Here is an 18,208-nt window from a genome sequence, read left to right as displayed (position 1 = left end):
GAAACGCGGGAGGGCGCCCGCGTTTCCCCCGGCCGGTCAGGCTGCGCTACGCTCCGGCGCGGGCGGCACGATGCGGTGGCGCCAGATAAGGAAGAGGGCGATGGCGCCGATGGCGATGCCGCCATGCACGAGATAGGCGAGGCTGTAGCCGCCTTCGGTGACCAGCGTGCCGGCGACGGCATTGCTGAAGGAGGCGCCGATGCCCTGGATGGTCATGAGCGCGGCGAGGCCGACGTTGAAGCGGCCGGAGCCGGAGAGCAGCCGCTCTACGGCCACCGGTGTGGCAATCCCGAGCAGGCCGGCGCCGACACCGTCGAGGATCTGCACCGGATAGATCGAGGCGAAGTCGTGCCAGGTGCCGGCGATGAGGCCGCGGATCGGCAGGGCGATCAGGCCGATGAGAATGACGGTGGACAGGCCGAAGCGGCGGATCATGAAGGGCGCGGCGACGGCGACGCCGATCATGGCGAGCTGCGCCACGCCGGTAATCAGCGCCGTGGTGCGGAAGGGCGTGCCGAGCTGGATGGAGAATTCCTGCGCGATCAGGCGGCCCATCGGCGCATTGCCGAAGTGGAAGACCATCAGGATGACGGCAAGCAGCACGAGGCCGGGTGTCTTCACGAGGACGGAATAGCCGGAAGGGCCGGGCTCGCCCTCGTCATGGCCGAGGCCGCGGGCGACGTTGTGGTCGATCTTCTTCGCGTCGATGCAGGCGACGGCGACCAGCGTGCCGAGGGCGGTGAAGATCATCAGGCCGACAATGCCCGCCACGCCGTAGAAGGTCGTGGCCACGTAGACGCCGATCAGCGACACGACATTGCCCGCATGGTTCCAGAACTCGTTGCGGGAGACCTGATGGGGGAAGGCGGTCTCGCCGACGAGGCCCAGCGTCAGGCCCATCAGGGCCGGGCCGACGACGGCGCCGACGATGGCGGTGATGGTCTGGCCGCCGATGACGATGGCGACGTCCGGCCGCATCAGCGTGGCGAGGGCGGCGGTGGTGACGAGCAGGACCGGCACGACAATCAGGGTGCGCTTGTAGGGTGTGTTGTCGACCAGCGCGCCGAAGATCGGCGTCGCAACCATGCCGAGAATGCCACCGAAGGTGGCGATGAGGCCGAGCGACATGGGCGACCAGCCATGGGTGGCAAGGAAGGCGTCGAGGAACGGCCCCAGGCCATCGCGGGCATCGGCGAGGAAGAAGTTGAGGGTGGCGAGGGCGATCAGGGACTGGCCGGCGACGGTGGCGCGTTGCAAGGGGGTTCTCCAGCAGCTGGCCGAGGCCGACTGCCGGGGGATCGGCAGGGTCTGGCGCGCACTGGAATGCGCGGCGTGTGCGATTGTTCCAGCGGACCACTGGCGAACGGGCAGGGCATCATCCACGGGCGGCGCCGGTGGTTCGTTCGCGCTCCCGTTGTTCGCGTCAGCGACGGACCGGAGGAGGAGCGCTTGGATAGATCAGGCGTTGCCGCGGATGGGAGCCGCCCCGGCGCTCGTTGCCTCAGTCAGGCGGTCAAGGGCCTTTTTCGCGCTGAGCGGCGCATCGTAGAAGCTGCCCTGACCGATGCGACAGCCGAGCAGGCGCAGGGCCTCGGTATGGTCCTGCGCCGCGATGCCATCGGCCATGATGGTGGCGGACAGGGCGCGGGCGATGCCGACGAAGGCGCCGATGACCATCTGCTTTTCCGGCGAGGTTGCCAGTCCCGCGAGGAATTCCCGGTCGATCTTGAGGTGATCGATCGGCAGGCCGGCAAGCTGCCCGATGGTGACGTGGGCGCCGCCGAAACGGTCGATGGCGAGGCGGAAGCCGACCTTCGACAGCGCCATCAGGCGGTCACGCGCATCCTCGGCGACCAGCATGGCCTGCTCCGGCACCTCGACGGTCAGGCGGGACGGGGCGACCCCGGCAAGGGTTACCACGTCGAGCAGCATGGCATCGACGGCGTAGCTCTTCAGTTCCGCCGCGGTGACGTTGAAGGAGACGGCGATGTCGGTGTGGCCGAACTGCTCCAGACGGTGCGCCAACAGGGCCGCACGGCGCGCCACATGGCGCGTCAATTCCTCAGACAGGCCGAGCGCCGCGGCTGCCTCGACCATTTCCGCCTGACCGATCAGGCCGATCTTCGGTACCTTCCAGTGGGGAAGGGCCTCGAAGCCGACGATCTTCTCGTTGTGCAGCAGGCGTTGCGGCTGGAACAGGACGTCGATCAGGTCACGTTCCAGGGCGCGCTGGAAGTAGAACTCGATGATGCGCCGCCGTTCCATTTGTTCGCTCATCGCGGATTCGTAGACGCAGACCCTCTGGCGGCCCTGCTGCTTGGCCGCGTAGAGCGCGGTATCGGCGCTTTCATAGAGGGCTTTGGGCGAGCGCGCATGCTGTGGCGCATGGGCGATGCCGATGCTGGTGGCGACGACGATCTGGCGCCCTTCGATGTCGATGGGCTCGCAGGCGGCGTCAAGCATGAGGGACGCCAGAGCGCAGGCGCGCTCCAGCGCATTTTCGCCCAGCAGGACCACGGCAAATTCGTCGCCGCCGAGCCGGGAGACACGGTCCTCTTGGTGGGTGACAGCCTGCAGCCGGGCGGCAAAGGTTTTCAGAACGATATCGCCTGCATTGTGGCCGAACGTATCGTTGATCTGCTTGAAGCGATCGAGATCGAGAAGGAGGAGGGCGGCTGGCACGTGCGTGTCGATGGCATCGGCAACGTCGACATTGAAGGTGGCGCGGTTTCGGAGGCCGGTCATGGGGTCGGTGTTGGCCAGTCTCTCCAGCTTGTGGTTTGCGACCTGCAGCGACGCGGCGAGATCTGCGGAGCGGATGCGGGCGATCTCGGTGCGGACGAAGGCTGCTTCATTGTGAAGAGAGGCGCGGGTCAGCATGATGAGAAAGAGCACGAGGTTCAGCACGATCACCAGACCGGTGAACGTGCCCTGGCTCAAAAGGCCGAGGACGGCAGCCGTGAGCGCCGGAAACGACATGCCCATCGGCGGACGGGCGCAGGCGTTGCTCTGGATGACGGCGCCGGCGGAAATGCCGGCAAGCACGAAGACGATCAGCCCGTGGTTGCCTTCCGTGCCGATTCCGCTGCCGAGAAGGGCGATTGTGCTCCAGAGGATGCCACCGGCAAAGGCGGATCCGGTGAGGATGGTGAGCACGCGTCGGCCCATGCCCGGTTGCTGTGCCATCCGCGCCAGCCAAGGTATGCTGGCGAGGCGCAGAAGATTGGACAGCGTGACAAGGCCGAGCCACACGACGATGTTGGGGTCCGGCGTGTCGTGCCAGAGAAAGGCTGCGGAGGTCGTGGCGATGAAACTGTTGGCGACGAGCGTGACGCGCATCGGTTTGAGGACGGCAACGGCCTGCGCCTGCTCGACCAGGTGACGTTCCTGCTCGGTCAGCGCCTGATCCGATATCGTCTTGACACTCTGCAATCCGCCCTCCACGCAAAGGCATTCCCGTCCCCTTGGTATCTATGCATGTGCGCTAATAATGCGAACTTAACGCAACACCACCAATCCTAAGGATGCTTGCGATTCCGTGGCGGCGTGCCGGGCACTGGACGCCGGGGCAAACTCTGCTATTTGCCGCCTGCCGACGTGGCGATGTCAGGACGGGCGTGGCCGGGACTCCTCCGGCATCCGCCGTCCACCCCAAAAATGAGGACTTCCATGAACTTCGCGTTCTCTCCGGCCGCCATCTGGCCGATTGCGCTGTTGCTGTGCTCCAATGTGTTCATGACCTTTGCCTGGTATGGCCACCTGAAATACGGCAATGCGCCGCTGTGGCTGGTGATCATCGTCAGCTGGGGCATTGCCTTTTTCGAGTATTGCCTCGCCATTCCCGCCAACCGCATCGGCCACACGGTCTATTCGACCGCGCAGCTGAAGACCATGCAGGAAGTCATCACGCTGCTGGTGTTCTCCGCCTTCTCGGTCTTCTGGCTGAAGGAGCAACTGACCTGGAATCACGCGATCGGCTTTGCCCTGATCGCCATCGGCGCTTCCTTCATCTTCAAGGGATAATCGACATCTTCAGGGGGCGATAGGCGCTGCGGGCGTCTCAGCCCTGCGTGACGTCGCGTTCCGGCGGCACCGGCGTCGGCTTGCCGTCGGTGTCCAGCGCCACCATGACGAAGGTCGCGTCGGTGACCTTGTCCATGCGGTCGGAGAGATAGCGCTGCGCCCATGCCTCGACCTTCAGGGTGATGGAGGTACGGCCGACACGCTCTATGTCGGTGTAGATGCACAGCGTGTCGCCGATCTTCACCGGCATTTCGAAGGCCATTTCCTTGACCGCGGCGGTGACGACACGGCCGCGGGCGCGCTCGGCGGCGCGGATGCCGCAGGACAGGTCCATCTGCGCCATGACCCAGCCGCCGAAAATATCGCCGGCCGCATTGGCGTCGCCGGGCATGGCCAGCGTGCGCAGCGTCAGTTCGCCTTTCGGGCGGGGGCTTGTCTGGTTCATGGTCGTCTCCCGTCGGCCGTCGTCTCGCCGTGGCCCCTTATACACGTTGGAAGCGTGTCCGCATGCCGTCCCTCCGCTTTCCGCAGGCCTTGCCCCCTGCTTTCTGAAGGTCGGGCCGCAACGCTTCGTTTACCCTGTTTCGATACTCTTTTCCCATCGAAAGACATGAGGGGCCTGCCTCCCGCTTTCAGCCCTCTTCCTCCTGTTGTGTGGGGGCGGGCGCCAGCGCCAGCCAGTGCCTCATCGGCTTCTGTTTCAGCCGGGCTTTCGCGTCAGAGTACTGCGTCCGCAGGCAGGCGGGGTGAGAATGGGTATTGCGTTTCTTTCCCGCCGCGGCGGAGCCTTTGTTCCATCCATGCAGCCGCCGGCGGCCGGGGCCCGCAGGGCGTTGCGCCCCTTGCGCGCCGCCATGCTGCTGCTTCTGTCCACGGCGCTGGTCGCCTGTTCCACCGACGATCTTGCACCCTCCGCCCGCATCGACACGCAGACGCGCGTCGGCGCCGTTCGCCCTGTGCTCGAGGGGCGCGTGGATGAGACCCGCGCCTATCCGGCCGATGCGCCGGCCCGGCAGGCGGCGCTGGACCAACCGTTGCTGGAGCCTTCCGAGCCCCAGGCTATGCCCGTGAGCGAGACCGCCCGCGCCGCCTCCGGCATGACCGAGGTGCCGCCCGGCGGCGTCGACATGGACCAGATGCTCGGCCTTTCCCCGGTGGTGGGGCTCGCGCAGGAACAGAGCCAAGAGATTGCCGAGGGCAGTGCCACGCAGCCGGTCGTCGGCGGGATCGGCGAGGAAGACGTGACGCTGCTGTCCGCGCCCGCGACGGCGGCGGCGAGCGCCAATCCGGGCTACGATCCCGACCTTCCGCCTTTGACGCCCGAGCAGATTGCGGCCGAAGAGGCCCGCAAGGCGGCGCTTGCCGGCCGGCAACAGACCCGCGAGGCCGAGATCCGCGCGCTGAGGGCAAAGCAGGCGGCCGAACAGTTCGCCATGCTGCCCCGCGTGGAAAACCCGATCGAGGTGCCGGACGAGCCGAACATGAGCCGGCCGGTGCTGCCCGACGTGATGCCCGCATCGGAGGTTGCCTGCCGCCGCCAGCTGACCAAGCTTGGCGTCAAATTTCGCGACGTTGCCCGCATCTCCAACGGCCCGTCCTGCGGCATCGACTATCCGATCGAGCTGACGGGGCTTTCGGGCGGCATTGACGTCAAGCCTTCTGTAAAGCTGAATTGCCAGGTCACCGCGGCGTTCGCGCAGTGGGTAAAGAACGAACTGGTGCCGTCCGCGCGCTACCGGTATTTCTCCGGCGTTTCCGTCATCAAGCCGCTCGGTGGCTATTCCTGCCGGCGCATGAATTCGCGCTCGCGTGGACCCATGTCCGAACATGCGCGTGGCAATGCCATCGATGTCGGGAAATTCGTGCTGAAGAGCGGCAAGGAAATCGACGTGCGCAAGCCGGGCTTCTTCGCGTTTCGCGAAAAGGGCCTGCTGAAAGCAGTGCGCGAGGACAGCTGCAAATATTTCTCGACCGTGCTCGGGCCGGGCAGCGACCCGTTCCACAAGGATCACTTTCACTTCGATCTGCGCTCACGCAATTCCCGCTACAAGCATTGCGACTGAACGGTGTATCGTGGTGCAAAAAAGGCCGGGTTCGGACCGGCAGAATTGCATCGGCGGTGCGGAAGGGGTGCCACGCCGGTCTTGCGGGCGGACCATTGCCGCCGAAGGTTACGGGCGTGTGACGACTTCGGTGGGCTTTCTTGACCGGAGCGCGGCGCGCGCGGATCGGGTGGTGCGAATGTGGCGTAAGGGGGTGTAACGGTCATGGAATCGCCCCATATAGGGCCGGTCCGCATCTCCCCCGGGAATTTCCATGGCCCCCATCGTTTCCATCAAAGATCTCAGCAAGACCTATGCGTCCGGCTTTCACGCGCTGAAAGGCGTCAGCCTCGACATTGAGGAAGGCGAAATCCTTGCGCTGCTCGGTCCGAACGGCGCCGGCAAGACGACGCTGATCTCGATCATCTGCGGCATTGTGAATCCCAGCGGCGGACAGGTGATGGTCGGCGGCCATGACGTGGTCAGGGATTTCCGCGCCACGCGCTCGCTGATCGGGCTGGTGCCGCAGGAACTGACCACCGACCAGTTCGAGACGGTGTGGAACACGGTGTCCTTCTCCCGCGGCCTGCACGGCAAGAAGGCCGATCCCGCCCATATCGAGAAGGTGCTGAAGGACCTCTCGCTCTGGGACAAGAAGGACAACATGCTGCGCGAACTCTCCGGCGGCATGAAGCGGCGCGTGCTGATCGCCAAGGCGCTGTCGCACGAGCCACGCGTACTCTTCCTCGACGAACCCACGGCGGGGGTCGATGTCGGCCTGCGCAAGGGAATGTGGCAGGTGGTGGAGAAGCTGCGCGAATCGGGCGTGACCATCATCCTGACGACCCACTACATCGAGGAGGCCGAGGAGATCGCCGACCGGATCGGCGTCATTAATGGCGGCACGCTGCTCTTGGTGGAGGAAAAGGCGGCGCTGATGCGCAAGCTCGGTCGCAAGCAGCTTTCCGTCGAACTGACAGAGCCGATGACCACGGTGCCGCCGGCGCTGGCCGGCTTCGGCGTGACGCTGGAGGGCGAGGGCACGCGCCTTGTCTATGACTGCCATCCGGACAAGGCGGGCGCGGCCATTCCGGCGCTGCTGGCAGCGCTCTCGGCCGAGGGCGTCGGCTTCAAGGACATCGCAACGCGGCAGAGCTCGCTCGAAGACATTTTCGTGGAACTGGTGGAGGGCGGACGATGAACTTCGAAGCGGTCAAGGCCATCTACCTCTTTGAAATGGCGCGCACCCGGCGCACGCTGCTGCAGAGCGTCGTGTCGCCGGTCATTTCCACGTCGCTCTATTTCATCGTCTTCGGCGCGGCTGTCGGCTCGCGCATCCAGGCGATCGACGGCGTCTCCTACGGGGCCTTCATCACGCCCGGCCTCATCATGCTGACGCTGCTGACGCAATGCGTCGGCAACGGCTCCTTCGGCATCTATTTCCCGAAATTCACCGGGACGATCTACGAGATCCTCTCCTCGCCGGTCTCCATGGCGGAGATCGTGCTCGGCTATGTCGGAGCGGCCGCGACCAAGGGCATGATGATCGGGCTGATCATCCTCGCCACGGCCTCGCTCTTCGTCGATCTCAGCATCCAGCATCCGCTCGCGATGATCGGCTTCTTCGCCCTGACGGCCGTGACGTTCAGCCTTTTCGGCTTCATCATCGGCATCTGGGCCAAGGATTTCGAGCAGTTGAACCTCATTCCCATGCTGGTCATACCGCCGCTCGTCTTCCTCGGCGGCAGCTTCTACTCGATCGACATGCTGCCGCCCTTCTGGCAGGCGGTCAGCCATTTCAACCCGGTCTTCTACCTGATCAGCGGTTTCCGCTGGAGCTTCTTCGGCATTTCCGACGTCAATCCGGCAATCAGCGCGGCGATCATCCTCGTCTTCCTGGCGATCTGCATGGGCCTGCTGACATGGATCTTCAAGACGGGGTATCGGCTGCGGAACTGAGGCAGGGCGGCTCTTCAGGCGCCGTCGATGGTCACGTGCCACCAGCGGGGGCGCCCGCCCTTGTAGGAATGGGAGAGGGGTTTCAGCGGCAGAAGGTGCGGCTTGTCGAAGGTGCCCGTGAGCAGCGCCATGACCGGGGCATCGTCAACGGCGCCGATGGAGCTGCCGCAGGCGGGGCAGAAGGCGCGGGAGGATTTTTCCGAAGAGCGCCAGGTGCGGGGGCCTCGCCCGGGCCGGTCCATTCGATCGCATCGCGGTCTACCTCGACCCAGGACGCCGTCAGCGCGCCGGTGTGTTTCTGGCACATGCGGCAGGAGCAGGTGTGCGGAAATCCGACGGGACCACTGATGCGATACCGGATGTTTCCGCACAGGCAGCCGCCTTCGAGTATTTTAGCCGTCATCTCAATCCCTCAGTCTCAGCTCATCCGTCTGCATCTGCAGGAAGTCGAGCGTCGACAGGAAGCTCATGCCGAGCAGGCTCTGGTCGAGCTGGCCCTCGCGCGTCACCACGGCGCGGATGCCTTTGCGGGCGATGGGGCCGATGGCGATGTCGGCAAGGTCCACCGGGGCGGCCATGGCCTGGCCGTTGGCGGTCATGACGGGCAGGGTGAAAGAGAGCGCGCTGGTGTCGATGCCGGCGCGGCGGGCGTCGTCGAAGGTGAGGACGACGGAGCTGGCGCCGGTATCGACGAGCATGTCGAGGCTTGCGCCATTGACCTCAACATCGGCCTCGAAATGGCCGTTCAGCATCTTGTGCAGCACGACCTCCTGGCCGCCCTCGCTGTCGGTGATCACGGAAGCGCGGCCCGGCAGCAGGCCGGCAGCGAGGCGCTCGCCGTAATTCTGGAGGTCCTGTCGGTAGAGGTAGGCGCTGACGAGGGCGAGGAGGATCAGAAGCCAGACGGCCATCTGGCGCACGCTTTCGCCGAACTGGCGGCGGCTGGCGACGATGCCGGAGCCGATCATGACGGCGATTGCAGTGAGGCTGACGACGGATTCGAAGTTCTCGTTGGCAAGGCCGAAGGTGCTGCCGCTCTCATGATTGAGGACGAGGAGGACGAGACCGCCGCCGAGAATCGAGAGTGCGACCACCAGCCTCTTCATTGGCCTTCCGTTTCCCCCGTCGCCTCGCCGCGCTCGCGGGCCAGGCGGCTGCGGCGGGTTTCGCGGCGCGGCTTGCGCTCCACCGTTTCGAGGCGGGCGGGAAGGGCGGCCATGATGGCGCTGCGCTCGGCATTGGTATAGCCGATCCAGCCGCCGATCTCGTCACGCGTGCGCCCGCAACCGAAGCAGTAGCCGGTCACGAGATCGATGGAGCAGACGAGGATGCAGGGCGATTGCATGGGGCTTGTTTCGGCTGAAGACGGTTGAGTTTACAGGAGAAATATCTGGTGTTCAAACCGACAGCGCAAGGGCCGCCAGCAATGCCATTTCCGTGATCTGCTGTGCCGCTCCGATTGTGTCGCCCGTATGCCCCCCGAGGCGGCTTTCGATAGAGCGGCCGAAAAGGACGAGAAAGGCGGCGGATAGCGCCAGCGACACGAGCGTCGGCAGGAGGCCGGCACCGGCAATGGCAAGGAGCACGAGGCCCGCCCCGAGGCCGCTCACAAGGGCAAGGCGCGTCGCATCCGCATCCGGCACGCCGGCGGAGGCCGCAACGCCATCGCGCCGTGCGGGGGGCAGGGATTGCCAGTGCCAGACCATGGCGGTGCGCGACAGGGCCGCAACGGCGAGAACGGTGAGCCCCATGCCGGACGGGGAGAGCGACGGTATGAGGGCGGCGAGGGCGGCGGTGCGGATGCCGATGTTGAGGATCAGGGCGAGCCCGCCGAAGGTACCGATGCGGCTGTCCTTCATGATCGTCAGGGCCTTTTCCCTGTCATGGGTGGCGCCGAGCCCATCGGCGACGTCGGCAAGGCCATCCTCGTGCAGGGCGCCGGTCACGATCGCCAAAAGGCCGATCGCCAGCAGGGCGCTGAGCGTGGCGTCGGCGTTGAAGGCATCCATCAGCGACAGGAGCGCCGCAGCCGGCAGTGCGATCATCAGGCCGGCAGCGGGAAAAGCGCGGGCCGCGCGCACCAGGCGCCCGTCGAAACCGACGAAATGCCGCTCGGGCACCGGAAACCGGCTCAGGAACGCGATGGAGCGCGCCAGATCATCCGTCAAATCCCTGAGCCGCATGGGCTGCTCCGCATCTTGCTCCGCCGGCGAATCGCCGGTCTCTCTCCTGCATCATGCGCTGGCAGCCAGCCCAGCGGCAAACGGGGCGTCGCAAATGCGGTTGCCGCCCGCCGGAGTGCAGATTATGAGAGGGCACCCATGCGGCCGCGGCGCGCCGGAGGAAGCCTCCTGCCTGCCGCTGCGCTGCCAGACAGCACGAAACAGAGCCCTTCAAGGACCCGACATGAGCGCCAGCGGCCTTCCCTTCGACGATTTTCGCGAACTGCTTCGCCACCTGCCGGGCCCGGATTCGGCCGCGCTCGTTGCGGCGCGCAACCGCGACCAGCAATTGACCAAGCCGCCGGGCGCGCTTGGGCGCCTCGAGGAAATCGCCATGTGGCTGGCCGCCTGGTCCGGCCGCGCGCCGGCCGTGACGCGGCCGCTGGTAGCGATCTTTGCCGGCAATCACGGCGTCACGAAGAACGGCATCACGCCCTATCCGTCGTCGGTGACGCAGCAGATGGTGGAAAATTTCGCTGCCGGTGGTGCGGCGATCAACCAGATCTGCGTGACGCATGATCTCGGCCTCAAGGTCTTCGACCTCGCGCTCGACTACCCGACCGGCGACATCACCGAGGAAGCCGCGCTTTCAGAGCGCGATTGCGCCGCCACCATGGCCTTTGGCATGGAAGCCGTTGCCGGCGGCACGGACCTGCTCTGCATCGGCGAAATGGGTATCGGCAACACCACGATCGCCGCTGCCATCAACCTGGCGCTCTACGGCGGAACGGCGGCCGACTGGGTCGGACCCGGCACGGGGTCGGAAGGCGAGGTGCTGGCGCGCAAGACCGTGGCCGTCGAAAAGGCCGTGGCGCTCCACCGCCCGCATCTTTCCGATCCGCTGGAAGTGCTGCGCCGCCTGGGTGGGCGCGAGATCGCGGCGATGGCCGGCGCGATCCTCGCCGCGCGCATGCAGAAGGTGCCCGTCATCATCGACGGCTATGTCGCGACGTCGGCTGCCGCGATCCTGAAGGCCGCCAATCCGGCTGCGCTTGACCACTGCCTGATCGGCCATGTCTCGGCCGAGCCGGGCCATATGCGGGCCATCGAAATGCTCGGCAAGACGCCGCTTCTGGCGCTCGGCATGCGGCTTGGCGAGGGCACGGGAGCAGCGCTTGCCGCCGGCATCGTCAAGGCCGCCGCCGCCTGCCATTCCGGTATGGCAACCTTCGAGCAGGCCGGGGTTTCCAACAAGGAAGCGTGATCGGCTTCAGGTGCCTGTCAGCAATGGCGGGTCTTGAAGCTCGCGCGTTCGTCGCATAGGTAGCGACGGCGGATTGAGGCGCGTGCGACAGAACGCGTGCCCACCGACAGAATACGGAGAGGAAGACCCCGCATGGCGGCAGGAGGCGAAGCGAGCATGACAAAGCCGGGGCCGATCAAGAAGAAGACCGGCATCAGCCACTTCTTCGCTGCCGCCACCTATTCCTTCGGCGGCGCCAAGCGGCTTATCGGCGAATCGGCCTTCCGGCACGAGTTGACGGCGATCGGCGTCATCACCGTGCTCTTCGTGCTCGTGGGGGCAACCTTCTTCCAGTATGTGGCGATGGCCATCCTCTTCCTGCTGATGATCGCCTTCGAGGCGCTCAACACGGCGATCGAGGAGATCGTCGATCGCGTCTCTCCTGAAATTTCCGATATGGGCCGCAATGCCAAGGACCTTGGCTCGCTGGCGTGCCTGTGCCTGATCGTCGCCAACGGCGTCTATGCCGCCTATGTGGTGATCTATACGCCTCTGATGGCTGGGTGAGAGCTTCCGCCCATCCTTCCCGGCGGCCGGTGTGCCTGCCTCAGGCGCGGGCGCGCTGCCTGCGTTCCACCGGTGCCGACTGCGCAGTGCGTGGCGCGTCCAGAACGCGTTTTGCCGGGAGAATGGCGATGGCTTCGGTGCCTTCGCGCAGCTTGGAGCGCAGGATGAACTGTCCCTCGTGCTTGGCGAGAATGGCCTGAACGATCGGCAGGCCGAGGCCCGTGCCCTGTTCGGCGCTCTTGATGGCGATCGATCCCTGGCCGAAGGCGGAGAGCACGACGGGAATCTCTTCCTCGGGGATGCCGGGGCCATTGTCGCGGATCGAGACATACTGACCGCCCGTAGCCGTCCAGCCCGCCTTGACGGTGATCTGGCCGCCGGAGGGGGTGAATTTCACCGCGTTCGACAAGAGGTTCAGCGTGACCTGGCGAATGGCCTTTTCATCCGCCCAGACGGACGGCATGTTTTCCTCGAACTGCTGACGGATCGAGATGTTCTTGGAGCGGGCCTTCAACTGGACCATCCCGATGCAGTCTTCCGCGACCTCGACGAGGTGCAGCGCATCCTCGTTCAGCTCATAGCGGCCCGCCTCGATGCGCGAAAGATCGAGAATCTCGTTGATGAGGTTGAGCAGGTGCTGGCCGGAGCGATGGATGTCGTCCGCATATTCCTTGTAGGTCGGGTTGTTGAGGGGGCCCAGAACCTCGGTGGCCATGACCTCGGAAAAGCCGAGGATGGCGTTGAGCGGCGTGCGCAGCTCGTGGGACATGGAGGCGAGAAACCGCGACTTGGCAAGGTTTGCTTCCTCGGCGCGGCGGCGCGCCTCGTCGGACATGGATTTGGCGACTTCCAGCTCGGCGATCAGATCATCCTTTTCCGTCTGCATGGCGAGGATGCGCAGATTGGCGCTGTGCATGCGGTTGGTCATGAAGGCGAGGAAGGCGAGCGCGAGTGTGACGAGGCCGCTGAGGATAGCATTGGCGGGCGTGGGATCGACGAGAGCCGTGATCAGCAGCATGAGCACGACCGGCAGGAAGCCCGCAACCAGACCGCCACGCAACAGCATGGCGCCCATGGCCATGGTCGCGAGCGCGATCAGCAAGGCGGTGGCCTGCGCGAGCTGAAAGCTGGTGGTGTTGCAGGTGGTGCACTCCAGCTTCAGGAACAGCGCCCAGCAGACGCCCATGGCCATGGAGGCCGCCAGGAACAGGAATTGCCAGCGAATGGCGCGTTGCGGACTGAGCTCGGTGCGGGCGGCCCGCCGCGCCATCAGCACTGTGACCATATGGACGGCGAGCGAGAGTGCCAGCCAGCTCACGACGTAAATGTTCTTCGTGACGTAGCCGAGCATGGCCGCGACGGTCAGCAGCAGCACCGGAACCGCGAGTGCATTCTGCGTCACGGAATGCAGATAGAGTTCCAGCATTTCGCGGTGAAAGGCGCTGGTGCCGCCAAAGCCGGACTGAAGACGCGTGCGCGTGTCGCGCACGGTCTTGCTCACAGCCTTGTTACGGGGCTGGCGCGACTTGTCGACGATGTTCTTGTCGGTCGAGGTTGCGAGCGGCATGGTCTGTCTTGCTGGATCTTGAGCTTGCAGCCTAGTGACGAATGCTTAAGAAGTTGCTGCCTTGACGGATCGATCGCGGCACTGCGGCATGAGAGCACGAAAGAGATGGAACATGGCACGTGCCGGCAGGTTGCGGGGTATCCGGGCGCGTGATGTCGCTCTCGTGATCGGCCTCGTGCTGGCCTTTGTCGCCGTGGCCGTCAAGGAGCAGGCGCCCGGAACGGGTGGCCGGCTTGTCGGCGCAGCGCGGGTGGTGGATGGCGATACGCTCGCCTTTGGGGAACGGCGGGTGCGCCTTCTCGGCATCGATGCGCCGGAGCGCGGGCAAATGTGCTGGCGCGACACGGTGCCGCGCGATTGCGGCCGGGCGGCCACCGCAGCCCTGACCGCGCTCATCGACGGCAAGACTGTAACCTGCGATCTCGAAGGCGAGGACCGTTACCGGCGGGCTCTCGGGCGGTGTTTCGATGCGGCGGGGCGGGATCTGAATGCGGTGCTCGTGCGTTCGGGCATGGCGGTCGCCTTTGGTGCCTATGTGGCGGAAGAGCGGGCTGCAGCGGCGGAACGGGCCGGCATCTGGTCCGGCGATTTCGACCGGCCGCGCGATTTTCGCCTGCGCCAGGGCGGCCTCGACGAGGGCCCGCATCTGCCGGGCGGGTGGCTTGCGCCGCTCTGGCAATGGCTGTCGGGGGAGGCAGGATGACTGGAAGGGTGAGGCAGCATGGATGAGGCACGCGGCACCGGCCCTGCGGATGCGCGGCTCACGGCGCTCGGCCGGCGCATCGCGGCCTGCCGGCTCTGTGTCCAAGCGCCTCTGCGCGGGCCGGAAGACCGACTGCCGCACGAGCCCCGGCCCGTGGCTGTGCTCTCGTCGCAGGCGCGTATCCTGATTGCAGGACAGGCGCCGGGCATTCGCGTCCATGACAGCGGCCAGCCCTTCAACGACCCATCCGGCGACCGGCTGCGCACCTGGCTTTCGGTCGACCGCGACACCTTCTACGATCCGGACCGCTTCGCCATCGTGCCCATGGGCTTCTGCTTTCCGGGCTATGACAGGCATGGCGGCGACCTGCCGCCGCGACGGGAATGTGCGCCGCTATGGCGATCCGAGGTGATGGCCGCAATGCCGCAGATTTCGCTGGTGCTCGCCATCGGCCATCACGCGCAGCGCTGGCATATCGGGGCGGACTGTCCGGACTCGATGACGGAGACCGTGCGGCGCTTTCGCCAATATCTCGACCGCAACAGCGGCCCCTCCGTCATCCCGCTGCCGCATCCGAGCTGGCGCAACAGCGGCTGGCTCAATCGCAATCCGTGGTTTGCCGATGAGGTGCTGCCGGAGCTGAGGCAGCGCGTGGCCTTGCTGATGGTGTGAAAAATTATTCTTCCATCCGGCGATTAATCTGCTTATAGAAGAATAATTATATCGCTGGGGAACGAAATGGACCGTCTCGACCGCAAGATCCTGCGCCTTCTGCAGGAAGATTCCACCCTCGCTGTTGCCGATCTCGCCAAGAAGGTGGGGCTTTCCACCACGCCCTGCTGGCGGCGCATCCAGAAGATGGAAGAGGATGGCGTGATCCGCGGCCGCGTGGCGCTGCTCGATCCCGGCAAGGTCAATACCAAGGTCACCGTCTTCGTTTCCATTCGCACCAATGCCCATTCGATCGAATGGCTGAAGCGGTTTTCGGAAGTGGTGGGCGAGTTCCCGGAAGTGGTCGAGTTCTACCGCATGAGCGGCGATGTCGATTATCTCCTGCGTGTCGTCGTGCCCGACATTGCCGCCTACGACGCCTTCTACAAGCGGTTGATCGCCAAGATCGAGATCCGCGACGTCTCCTCGGCCTTCGCGATGGAGCAGATCAAGTACACGACGCAGCTGCCGCTGGACTACATGGTGGTGGACCAGGCGAAGTCGGCGGAGGATTGAGATCCGATGCCGCCGCGCGTTACGCAACCGCCTCCGCCACCATCTGGGTATGGCGCGCAATGAGGCGGACATAGGCGACGGCAAAATCCGGCGCGGTGGCTCGGGCCTGCTCCCAGTCGCGCAGCGTTCCGACGGGCACATGGAAGCGGGTTGCGAATTCCGACTGCGACAGGTCGAGTGCCTTGCGCGTCCGGCGGATGAGGCGGGCGCGCTGGCCGCGGTCCAGCGCTTCCGGGGAGACGGGGAAATCGTATTCGTCGCCGCTATCAGCGGGCAGCTCGATAGGCTCGTTCTTCGCCATGATTACCCCTTCTGACCGATATGAAGCGCGGTAGGGGTCACTTTATCACGATCTTGCCGGAATGCGGGATGTGGGCATGCAGGTTCAACACCCGCCGTCATCCTCGGCCACCGAGCCGAGGATCCATGCCACGGTGATGGCGGCCGCGTGGATGCTCAGGTCGAGCCCGAGCATGACGGGGCTTGGTAAAGGCGCTCGATCAACGGCGCGCATTGCATTCGCGGTCACCGGAGTGTTGAAGCCGGATCCCCGAATAGGACGCAAGCCGGATCTCAAGGCAGGCTCGACCGCCTCCTACTTTTCCAGCCGGGCCAGCAGCGAGGACGTGTCCCAGCGGTTGCCGCCAAGCGTCTGGACGTCGGCGTAGAACTGGTCGACGAGGGCGGTGACGGGGAGGCGGGCGCCGTTTTCGCGGGCTTCGGCGAGCACGATGCCGAGGTCCTTGCGCATCCAGTCGACGGCAAAGCCGAAGTCGTAGCGGCCTTCGTTCATGGTCTTGTGGCGATTTTCCATCTGCCAGGAGCCGGCGGCGCCCTTGGAGATGACCTCGATGACCTTTTCGATATCGAGGCCGGCGCGCTTGCCGAAATGGATGCCTTCGGCAAGGCCCTGCACGAGGCCGGCGATGCAGATCTGGTTGACCATCTTGGTGAGCTGGCCGCTGCCGGCCGGACCCATCAGGCCGACCATGCGGGCGAAGGCATCGATGACCGGCTTTGCCCGCTCGAAGACGTCGGGCTCGCCGCCGCACATGACGGTGAGCACGCCGTTCTCGGCGCCGGCCTGGCCGCCGGAGACGGGGGCATCGATGAAGCCGATGCCTCTGGCGTGCGCCGCCTCGAAGAGGTCGCGGGCGACTTCGGCCGAGGCGGTGGTGTTGTCGATGAGGATGGCGCCCGCCTTCATGGCAGACAGGGCGCCGTTTTCGCCTGTCGTGACCTGCCGGAGGTCATCGTCATTGCCGACGCAGGTGAAGACAAAATCGGCATCGCGGGCGGCATCTGCCGGGGTCGGGGCCGATGCGCCGCCGAATTTTGCGACCCAGGCCTCCGCTTTAGTGGCGGTGCGGTTGTAGACGGTCACGTCGTGGCCGCCCTTGACCTTGAGATGGCCGGCCATGGGAAAGCCCATGACGCCGAGACCGATGAACGCTACCTTTGCCATGGGTTCCCCCTTCTGCCTTTCAGAAAAACCCGGCCCTATTCGTCCGGGTTGCGCCGCGCGACGACGAGGTGACCGGCGATCGGTTCGCCCTCTTCCATGCGCACGGTGATGTCGGCGATATCGACGAGGCTGAAGCCGGTTTCGGCCAGCCGCTCGCGCACATAAGTGCCAGCATGGGCGAAGCGCTGGTGCGGGCCGACCATGAAGCCGCGGCCGGCCATGGTGTCGTCTGGCAGCGTCTCGCTGGAGAAGACGAAGAGGCCGCCGGGATTGAGATTGTCGGTGACGCCGAAGAAGAGCGGCTCCAGCGCGCCCATATAGGGCAGCACATCCGTCGCGGTGACGAGATCGAAGGGCGCGTCGTCATTGTCATCGAGGAAATCGACGACCTCGGCGACATAGAGCGTCTCGTAGACGTCCTTTTCATGGGCGAGTTCGACCATGTTTTCGGAAAGGTCGATGCCGGTGATGTCCTCGGCCATGTCGCGCAGGGCGCTGCCGGTGAGGCCCGTGCCGCAGCCGAGATCGAGCACGCGGGCAAAGGGTCCGAGGCCGAGATCGGTGAGCTTCTGGCGCACCATCAGCGGGACACAGTAACCGAGCTGCTCGACAAGCACGTCGTCGAAGACTTCGGCATGCTGGTCGAAGAGGGTTTCGACATAGGCGTCGGGCGCCTTCATCGGCGTCTCGCCCCGGCCCATGGAGGCAATGCGCACGGCGGCGCCTCCGTGGTCGTCGGGGTCGATGGCGAGCACCTCGTGATAGGCGGCCACCGCCTCATCCACGCGGCCGGCCTTTTCGAGCGCCAGCGCCCGGTTATAGGCCTCTGCGAGGGCCTCTTCGTCGATCTTCTTGGTCATGCCCGCGTCTTACGGCGCGCGCCGGTCAATTGCAATGCGCTTCGGGGAGGGCGAGCGCCTGCCGGCGTGGTCCCGCAACGGCCGGGCCGTTTCGTTGGGCCGTCTCAGTGGAGAATCATCTCTCCCTTGAGGGCCCGCCATTCCGTGGCGGAAATCAGCTTGCGATGGGTGTAGCGCACCGAGTGCAGCGGACCGTCGAGCTTTTCCTGCCAGAACTTCAGGAAACTCTTCATTTCCGGGAAGTCGGGCGCGATGTCGTAATGCTGCCAGACATAGGATTGCAGGAGGGAGGGGTGGTCGGGCATCCGGTAGAGGATCTGGGCCGTCGTCAGGCCGTAACCCTTGAGCTGAAGCGCCATTTCGTTCGTCATGCTGGACCTCATCTTGGTG

At 65.4% G+C, this 18,208-nt stretch carries 20 protein-coding genes; 9 read left to right on the top strand and 11 right to left on the bottom strand.

Annotation, left to right across the window (positions count from 1 at the left end):
* Positions 1 to 36 precede the first annotated feature (36 nt).
* Complete coding sequence (locus tag F3H41_RS04535; RefSeq protein WP_149737342.1) at positions 37 to 1,257, bottom strand: MFS transporter; 1,221 nt, start codon at positions 1,255 to 1,257, stop codon at positions 37 to 39.
* A 201-nt stretch (positions 1,258 to 1,458) separates the two neighbouring features.
* Positions 1,459 to 3,432, bottom strand: coding sequence for an EAL domain-containing protein (locus F3H41_RS04530; protein WP_149737341.1), 1,974 nt, complete (start codon positions 3,430 to 3,432; stop codon positions 1,459 to 1,461).
* Positions 3,433 to 3,669: 237 nt separating this feature from the next.
* Here F3H41_RS04530 and F3H41_RS04525 point away from each other — a divergent pair, with 237 nt between their 5' ends.
* Positions 3,670 to 4,023 (top strand): DMT family protein, encoded by a 354-nt coding sequence (locus tag F3H41_RS04525; RefSeq protein ID WP_149737340.1) that lies wholly within the window; start codon positions 3,670 to 3,672, stop codon positions 4,021 to 4,023.
* A gap of 37 nt (positions 4,024 to 4,060) precedes the next feature.
* Here F3H41_RS04525 and F3H41_RS04520 read toward each other — a convergent pair whose 3' ends face one another.
* On the bottom strand, positions 4,061 to 4,468 hold the full coding sequence (locus F3H41_RS04520; protein WP_149737339.1) for an acyl-CoA thioesterase: 408 nt from the start codon (positions 4,466 to 4,468) through the stop codon (positions 4,061 to 4,063).
* Between the two features lie 355 nt (positions 4,469 to 4,823).
* Here F3H41_RS04520 and F3H41_RS04515 point away from each other — a divergent pair, with 355 nt between their 5' ends.
* The 3 genes from F3H41_RS04515 to F3H41_RS04505 all read left to right on the top strand — a co-directional run bounded on the left by F3H41_RS04515 (position 4,824) and on the right by F3H41_RS04505 (position 8,024).
* Positions 4,824 to 6,086 carry an extensin family protein gene (locus F3H41_RS04515; protein ID WP_149737338.1) on the top strand — a complete coding sequence of 421 codons (1,263 nt, stop codon included), beginning with the start codon at positions 4,824 to 4,826 and terminating at the stop codon, positions 6,084 to 6,086.
* A 253-nt stretch (positions 6,087 to 6,339) separates the two neighbouring features.
* Positions 6,340 to 7,266 carry an ABC transporter ATP-binding protein gene (locus F3H41_RS04510; RefSeq protein WP_149737337.1) on the top strand — a complete coding sequence of 309 codons (927 nt, stop codon included), beginning with the start codon at positions 6,340 to 6,342 and terminating at the stop codon, positions 7,264 to 7,266.
* A complete protein-coding gene (locus tag F3H41_RS04505) occupies positions 7,263 to 8,024 on the top strand; it encodes an ABC transporter permease (protein WP_149737336.1) in 762 nt (253 codons plus the stop codon). The genes F3H41_RS04510 and F3H41_RS04505 overlap by 4 nt, the downstream gene beginning before the upstream one ends.
* Before the next feature lie 404 nt (positions 8,025 to 8,428).
* Here F3H41_RS04505 and F3H41_RS04495 read toward each other — a convergent pair whose 3' ends face one another.
* The 3 genes from F3H41_RS04495 to F3H41_RS04485 are packed head-to-tail and all read right to left on the bottom strand — an operon-like array spanning position 8,429 to position 10,207.
* The gene (locus F3H41_RS04495; RefSeq protein ID WP_149737335.1) at positions 8,429 to 9,130 is read right to left on the bottom strand and encodes a TIGR02281 family clan AA aspartic protease; all 702 of its coding nucleotides are present in this window, start codon (positions 9,128 to 9,130) and stop codon (positions 8,429 to 8,431) included.
* A complete protein-coding gene (locus F3H41_RS04490) occupies positions 9,127 to 9,369 on the bottom strand; it encodes a DUF1289 domain-containing protein (protein ID WP_149737334.1) in 243 nt (80 codons plus the stop codon). The genes F3H41_RS04495 and F3H41_RS04490 overlap by 4 nt, the downstream gene beginning before the upstream one ends.
* Before the next feature lie 52 nt (positions 9,370 to 9,421).
* Positions 9,422 to 10,207 (bottom strand): adenosylcobinamide-GDP ribazoletransferase, encoded by a 786-nt coding sequence (locus F3H41_RS04485; protein ID WP_149737333.1) that lies wholly within the window; start codon positions 10,205 to 10,207, stop codon positions 9,422 to 9,424.
* Between the two features lie 223 nt (positions 10,208 to 10,430).
* On the opposite strand from F3H41_RS04485, the gene cobT reads away from it, so the two are divergent.
* Entirely contained in the window at positions 10,431 to 11,450 is a 1,020-nt protein-coding gene (gene cobT, locus F3H41_RS04480; protein ID WP_149737332.1) for a nicotinate-nucleotide--dimethylbenzimidazole phosphoribosyltransferase, read from the top strand.
* 156 nt (positions 11,451 to 11,606) lie between these two features.
* Positions 11,607 to 11,996 (top strand): diacylglycerol kinase, encoded by a 390-nt coding sequence (locus F3H41_RS04475; protein ID WP_348532478.1) that lies wholly within the window; start codon positions 11,607 to 11,609, stop codon positions 11,994 to 11,996.
* 40 nt (positions 11,997 to 12,036) lie between these two features.
* On the opposite strand, the gene F3H41_RS04470 is transcribed toward F3H41_RS04475, so the two are convergent.
* Positions 12,037 to 13,563 carry a HAMP domain-containing sensor histidine kinase gene (locus F3H41_RS04470; protein WP_149737330.1) on the bottom strand — a complete coding sequence of 509 codons (1,527 nt, stop codon included), beginning with the start codon at positions 13,561 to 13,563 and terminating at the stop codon, positions 12,037 to 12,039.
* Between the two features lie 112 nt (positions 13,564 to 13,675).
* Here F3H41_RS04470 and F3H41_RS04465 point away from each other — a divergent pair, with 112 nt between their 5' ends.
* The 3 genes from F3H41_RS04465 to F3H41_RS04455 all read left to right on the top strand — a co-directional run bounded on the left by F3H41_RS04465 (position 13,676) and on the right by F3H41_RS04455 (position 15,493).
* Positions 13,676 to 14,266, top strand: a complete 591-nt coding sequence (locus F3H41_RS04465; RefSeq protein WP_188129336.1) for a thermonuclease family protein — start codon at positions 13,676 to 13,678, stop codon at positions 14,264 to 14,266.
* An 18-nt stretch (positions 14,267 to 14,284) separates the two neighbouring features.
* Positions 14,285 to 14,938, top strand: a complete 654-nt coding sequence (locus F3H41_RS04460; RefSeq protein ID WP_149737328.1) for a uracil-DNA glycosylase family protein — start codon at positions 14,285 to 14,287, stop codon at positions 14,936 to 14,938.
* Between the two features lie 66 nt (positions 14,939 to 15,004).
* Positions 15,005 to 15,493: an Lrp/AsnC family transcriptional regulator gene (locus tag F3H41_RS04455; RefSeq protein WP_149737327.1), complete on the top strand. Its 489-nt coding sequence runs from the start codon at positions 15,005 to 15,007 to the stop codon at positions 15,491 to 15,493.
* Positions 15,494 to 15,512: 19 nt separating this feature from the next.
* Here the strand turns inward: F3H41_RS04455 and F3H41_RS04450 are convergent, their stop codons facing one another.
* The 4 genes from F3H41_RS04450 to F3H41_RS04435 form a co-directional block, all read right to left on the bottom strand.
* The gene (locus tag F3H41_RS04450; protein WP_149737326.1) at positions 15,513 to 15,794 is read right to left on the bottom strand and encodes a helix-turn-helix domain-containing protein; all 282 of its coding nucleotides are present in this window, start codon (positions 15,792 to 15,794) and stop codon (positions 15,513 to 15,515) included.
* 294 nt (positions 15,795 to 16,088) lie between these two features.
* Positions 16,089 to 16,958: an NAD(P)-dependent oxidoreductase gene (locus tag F3H41_RS04445; RefSeq protein ID WP_149737325.1), complete on the bottom strand. Its 870-nt coding sequence runs from the start codon at positions 16,956 to 16,958 to the stop codon at positions 16,089 to 16,091.
* A gap of 35 nt (positions 16,959 to 16,993) precedes the next feature.
* Complete coding sequence (locus F3H41_RS04440) at positions 16,994 to 17,818, bottom strand: class I SAM-dependent methyltransferase (protein WP_149737324.1); 825 nt, start codon at positions 17,816 to 17,818, stop codon at positions 16,994 to 16,996.
* A 104-nt stretch (positions 17,819 to 17,922) separates the two neighbouring features.
* Positions 17,923 to 18,189 (bottom strand): usg protein, encoded by a 267-nt coding sequence (locus F3H41_RS04435; protein WP_149737323.1) that lies wholly within the window; start codon positions 18,187 to 18,189, stop codon positions 17,923 to 17,925.
* Between the last annotated feature and the right edge of the window lie 19 nt (positions 18,190 to 18,208).

Source organism: Rhizobium sp. RU20A, from assembly GCF_900155885.1.
Lineage (GTDB): Bacteria > Pseudomonadota > Alphaproteobacteria > Rhizobiales > Rhizobiaceae > RU20A.
Note: the sequence above shows the minus strand (reverse complement) of the source record. Positions and strands in the feature narration are given on the sequence as shown.

Coding starts and splice junctions, on each gene's coding strand:
- F3H41_RS04520 (WP_149737339.1), bottom strand. CDS start 4,468: ATGAACCAGACAAGCCCCCGCCCGAAAGGCGAACTGACGCTGCGCACG.
- F3H41_RS04450 (WP_149737326.1), bottom strand. CDS start 15,794: ATGGCGAAGAACGAGCCTATCGAGCTGCCCGCTGATAGCGGCGACGAA.
- F3H41_RS04485 (WP_149737333.1), bottom strand. CDS start 10,207: ATGCGGCTCAGGGATTTGACGGATGATCTGGCGCGCTCCATCGCGTTC.
- F3H41_RS04435 (WP_149737323.1), bottom strand. CDS start 18,189: ATGACGAACGAAATGGCGCTTCAGCTCAAGGGTTACGGCCTGACGACG.
- F3H41_RS04445 (WP_149737325.1), bottom strand. CDS start 16,958: ATGGCAAAGGTAGCGTTCATCGGTCTCGGCGTCATGGGCTTTCCCATG.
- F3H41_RS04440 (WP_149737324.1), bottom strand. CDS start 17,818: ATGACCAAGAAGATCGACGAAGAGGCCCTCGCAGAGGCCTATAACCGG.
- F3H41_RS04470 (WP_149737330.1), bottom strand. CDS start 13,563: ATGCCGCTCGCAACCTCGACCGACAAGAACATCGTCGACAAGTCGCGC.
- F3H41_RS04475 (WP_348532478.1), top strand. CDS start 11,607: ATGACAAAGCCGGGGCCGATCAAGAAGAAGACCGGCATCAGCCACTTC.
- F3H41_RS04460 (WP_149737328.1), top strand. CDS start 14,285: ATGGATGAGGCACGCGGCACCGGCCCTGCGGATGCGCGGCTCACGGCG.
- cobT (WP_149737332.1), top strand. CDS start 10,431: ATGAGCGCCAGCGGCCTTCCCTTCGACGATTTTCGCGAACTGCTTCGC.
- F3H41_RS04515 (WP_149737338.1), top strand. CDS start 4,824: ATGCAGCCGCCGGCGGCCGGGGCCCGCAGGGCGTTGCGCCCCTTGCGC.
- F3H41_RS04510 (WP_149737337.1), top strand. CDS start 6,340: ATGGCCCCCATCGTTTCCATCAAAGATCTCAGCAAGACCTATGCGTCC.
- F3H41_RS04495 (WP_149737335.1), bottom strand. CDS start 9,130: ATGAAGAGGCTGGTGGTCGCACTCTCGATTCTCGGCGGCGGTCTCGTC.
- F3H41_RS04465 (WP_188129336.1), top strand. CDS start 13,676: ATGGCACGTGCCGGCAGGTTGCGGGGTATCCGGGCGCGTGATGTCGCT.
- F3H41_RS04455 (WP_149737327.1), top strand. CDS start 15,005: ATGGACCGTCTCGACCGCAAGATCCTGCGCCTTCTGCAGGAAGATTCC.
- F3H41_RS04505 (WP_149737336.1), top strand. CDS start 7,263: ATGAACTTCGAAGCGGTCAAGGCCATCTACCTCTTTGAAATGGCGCGC.
- F3H41_RS04525 (WP_149737340.1), top strand. CDS start 3,670: ATGAACTTCGCGTTCTCTCCGGCCGCCATCTGGCCGATTGCGCTGTTG.
- F3H41_RS04490 (WP_149737334.1), bottom strand. CDS start 9,369: ATGCAATCGCCCTGCATCCTCGTCTGCTCCATCGATCTCGTGACCGGC.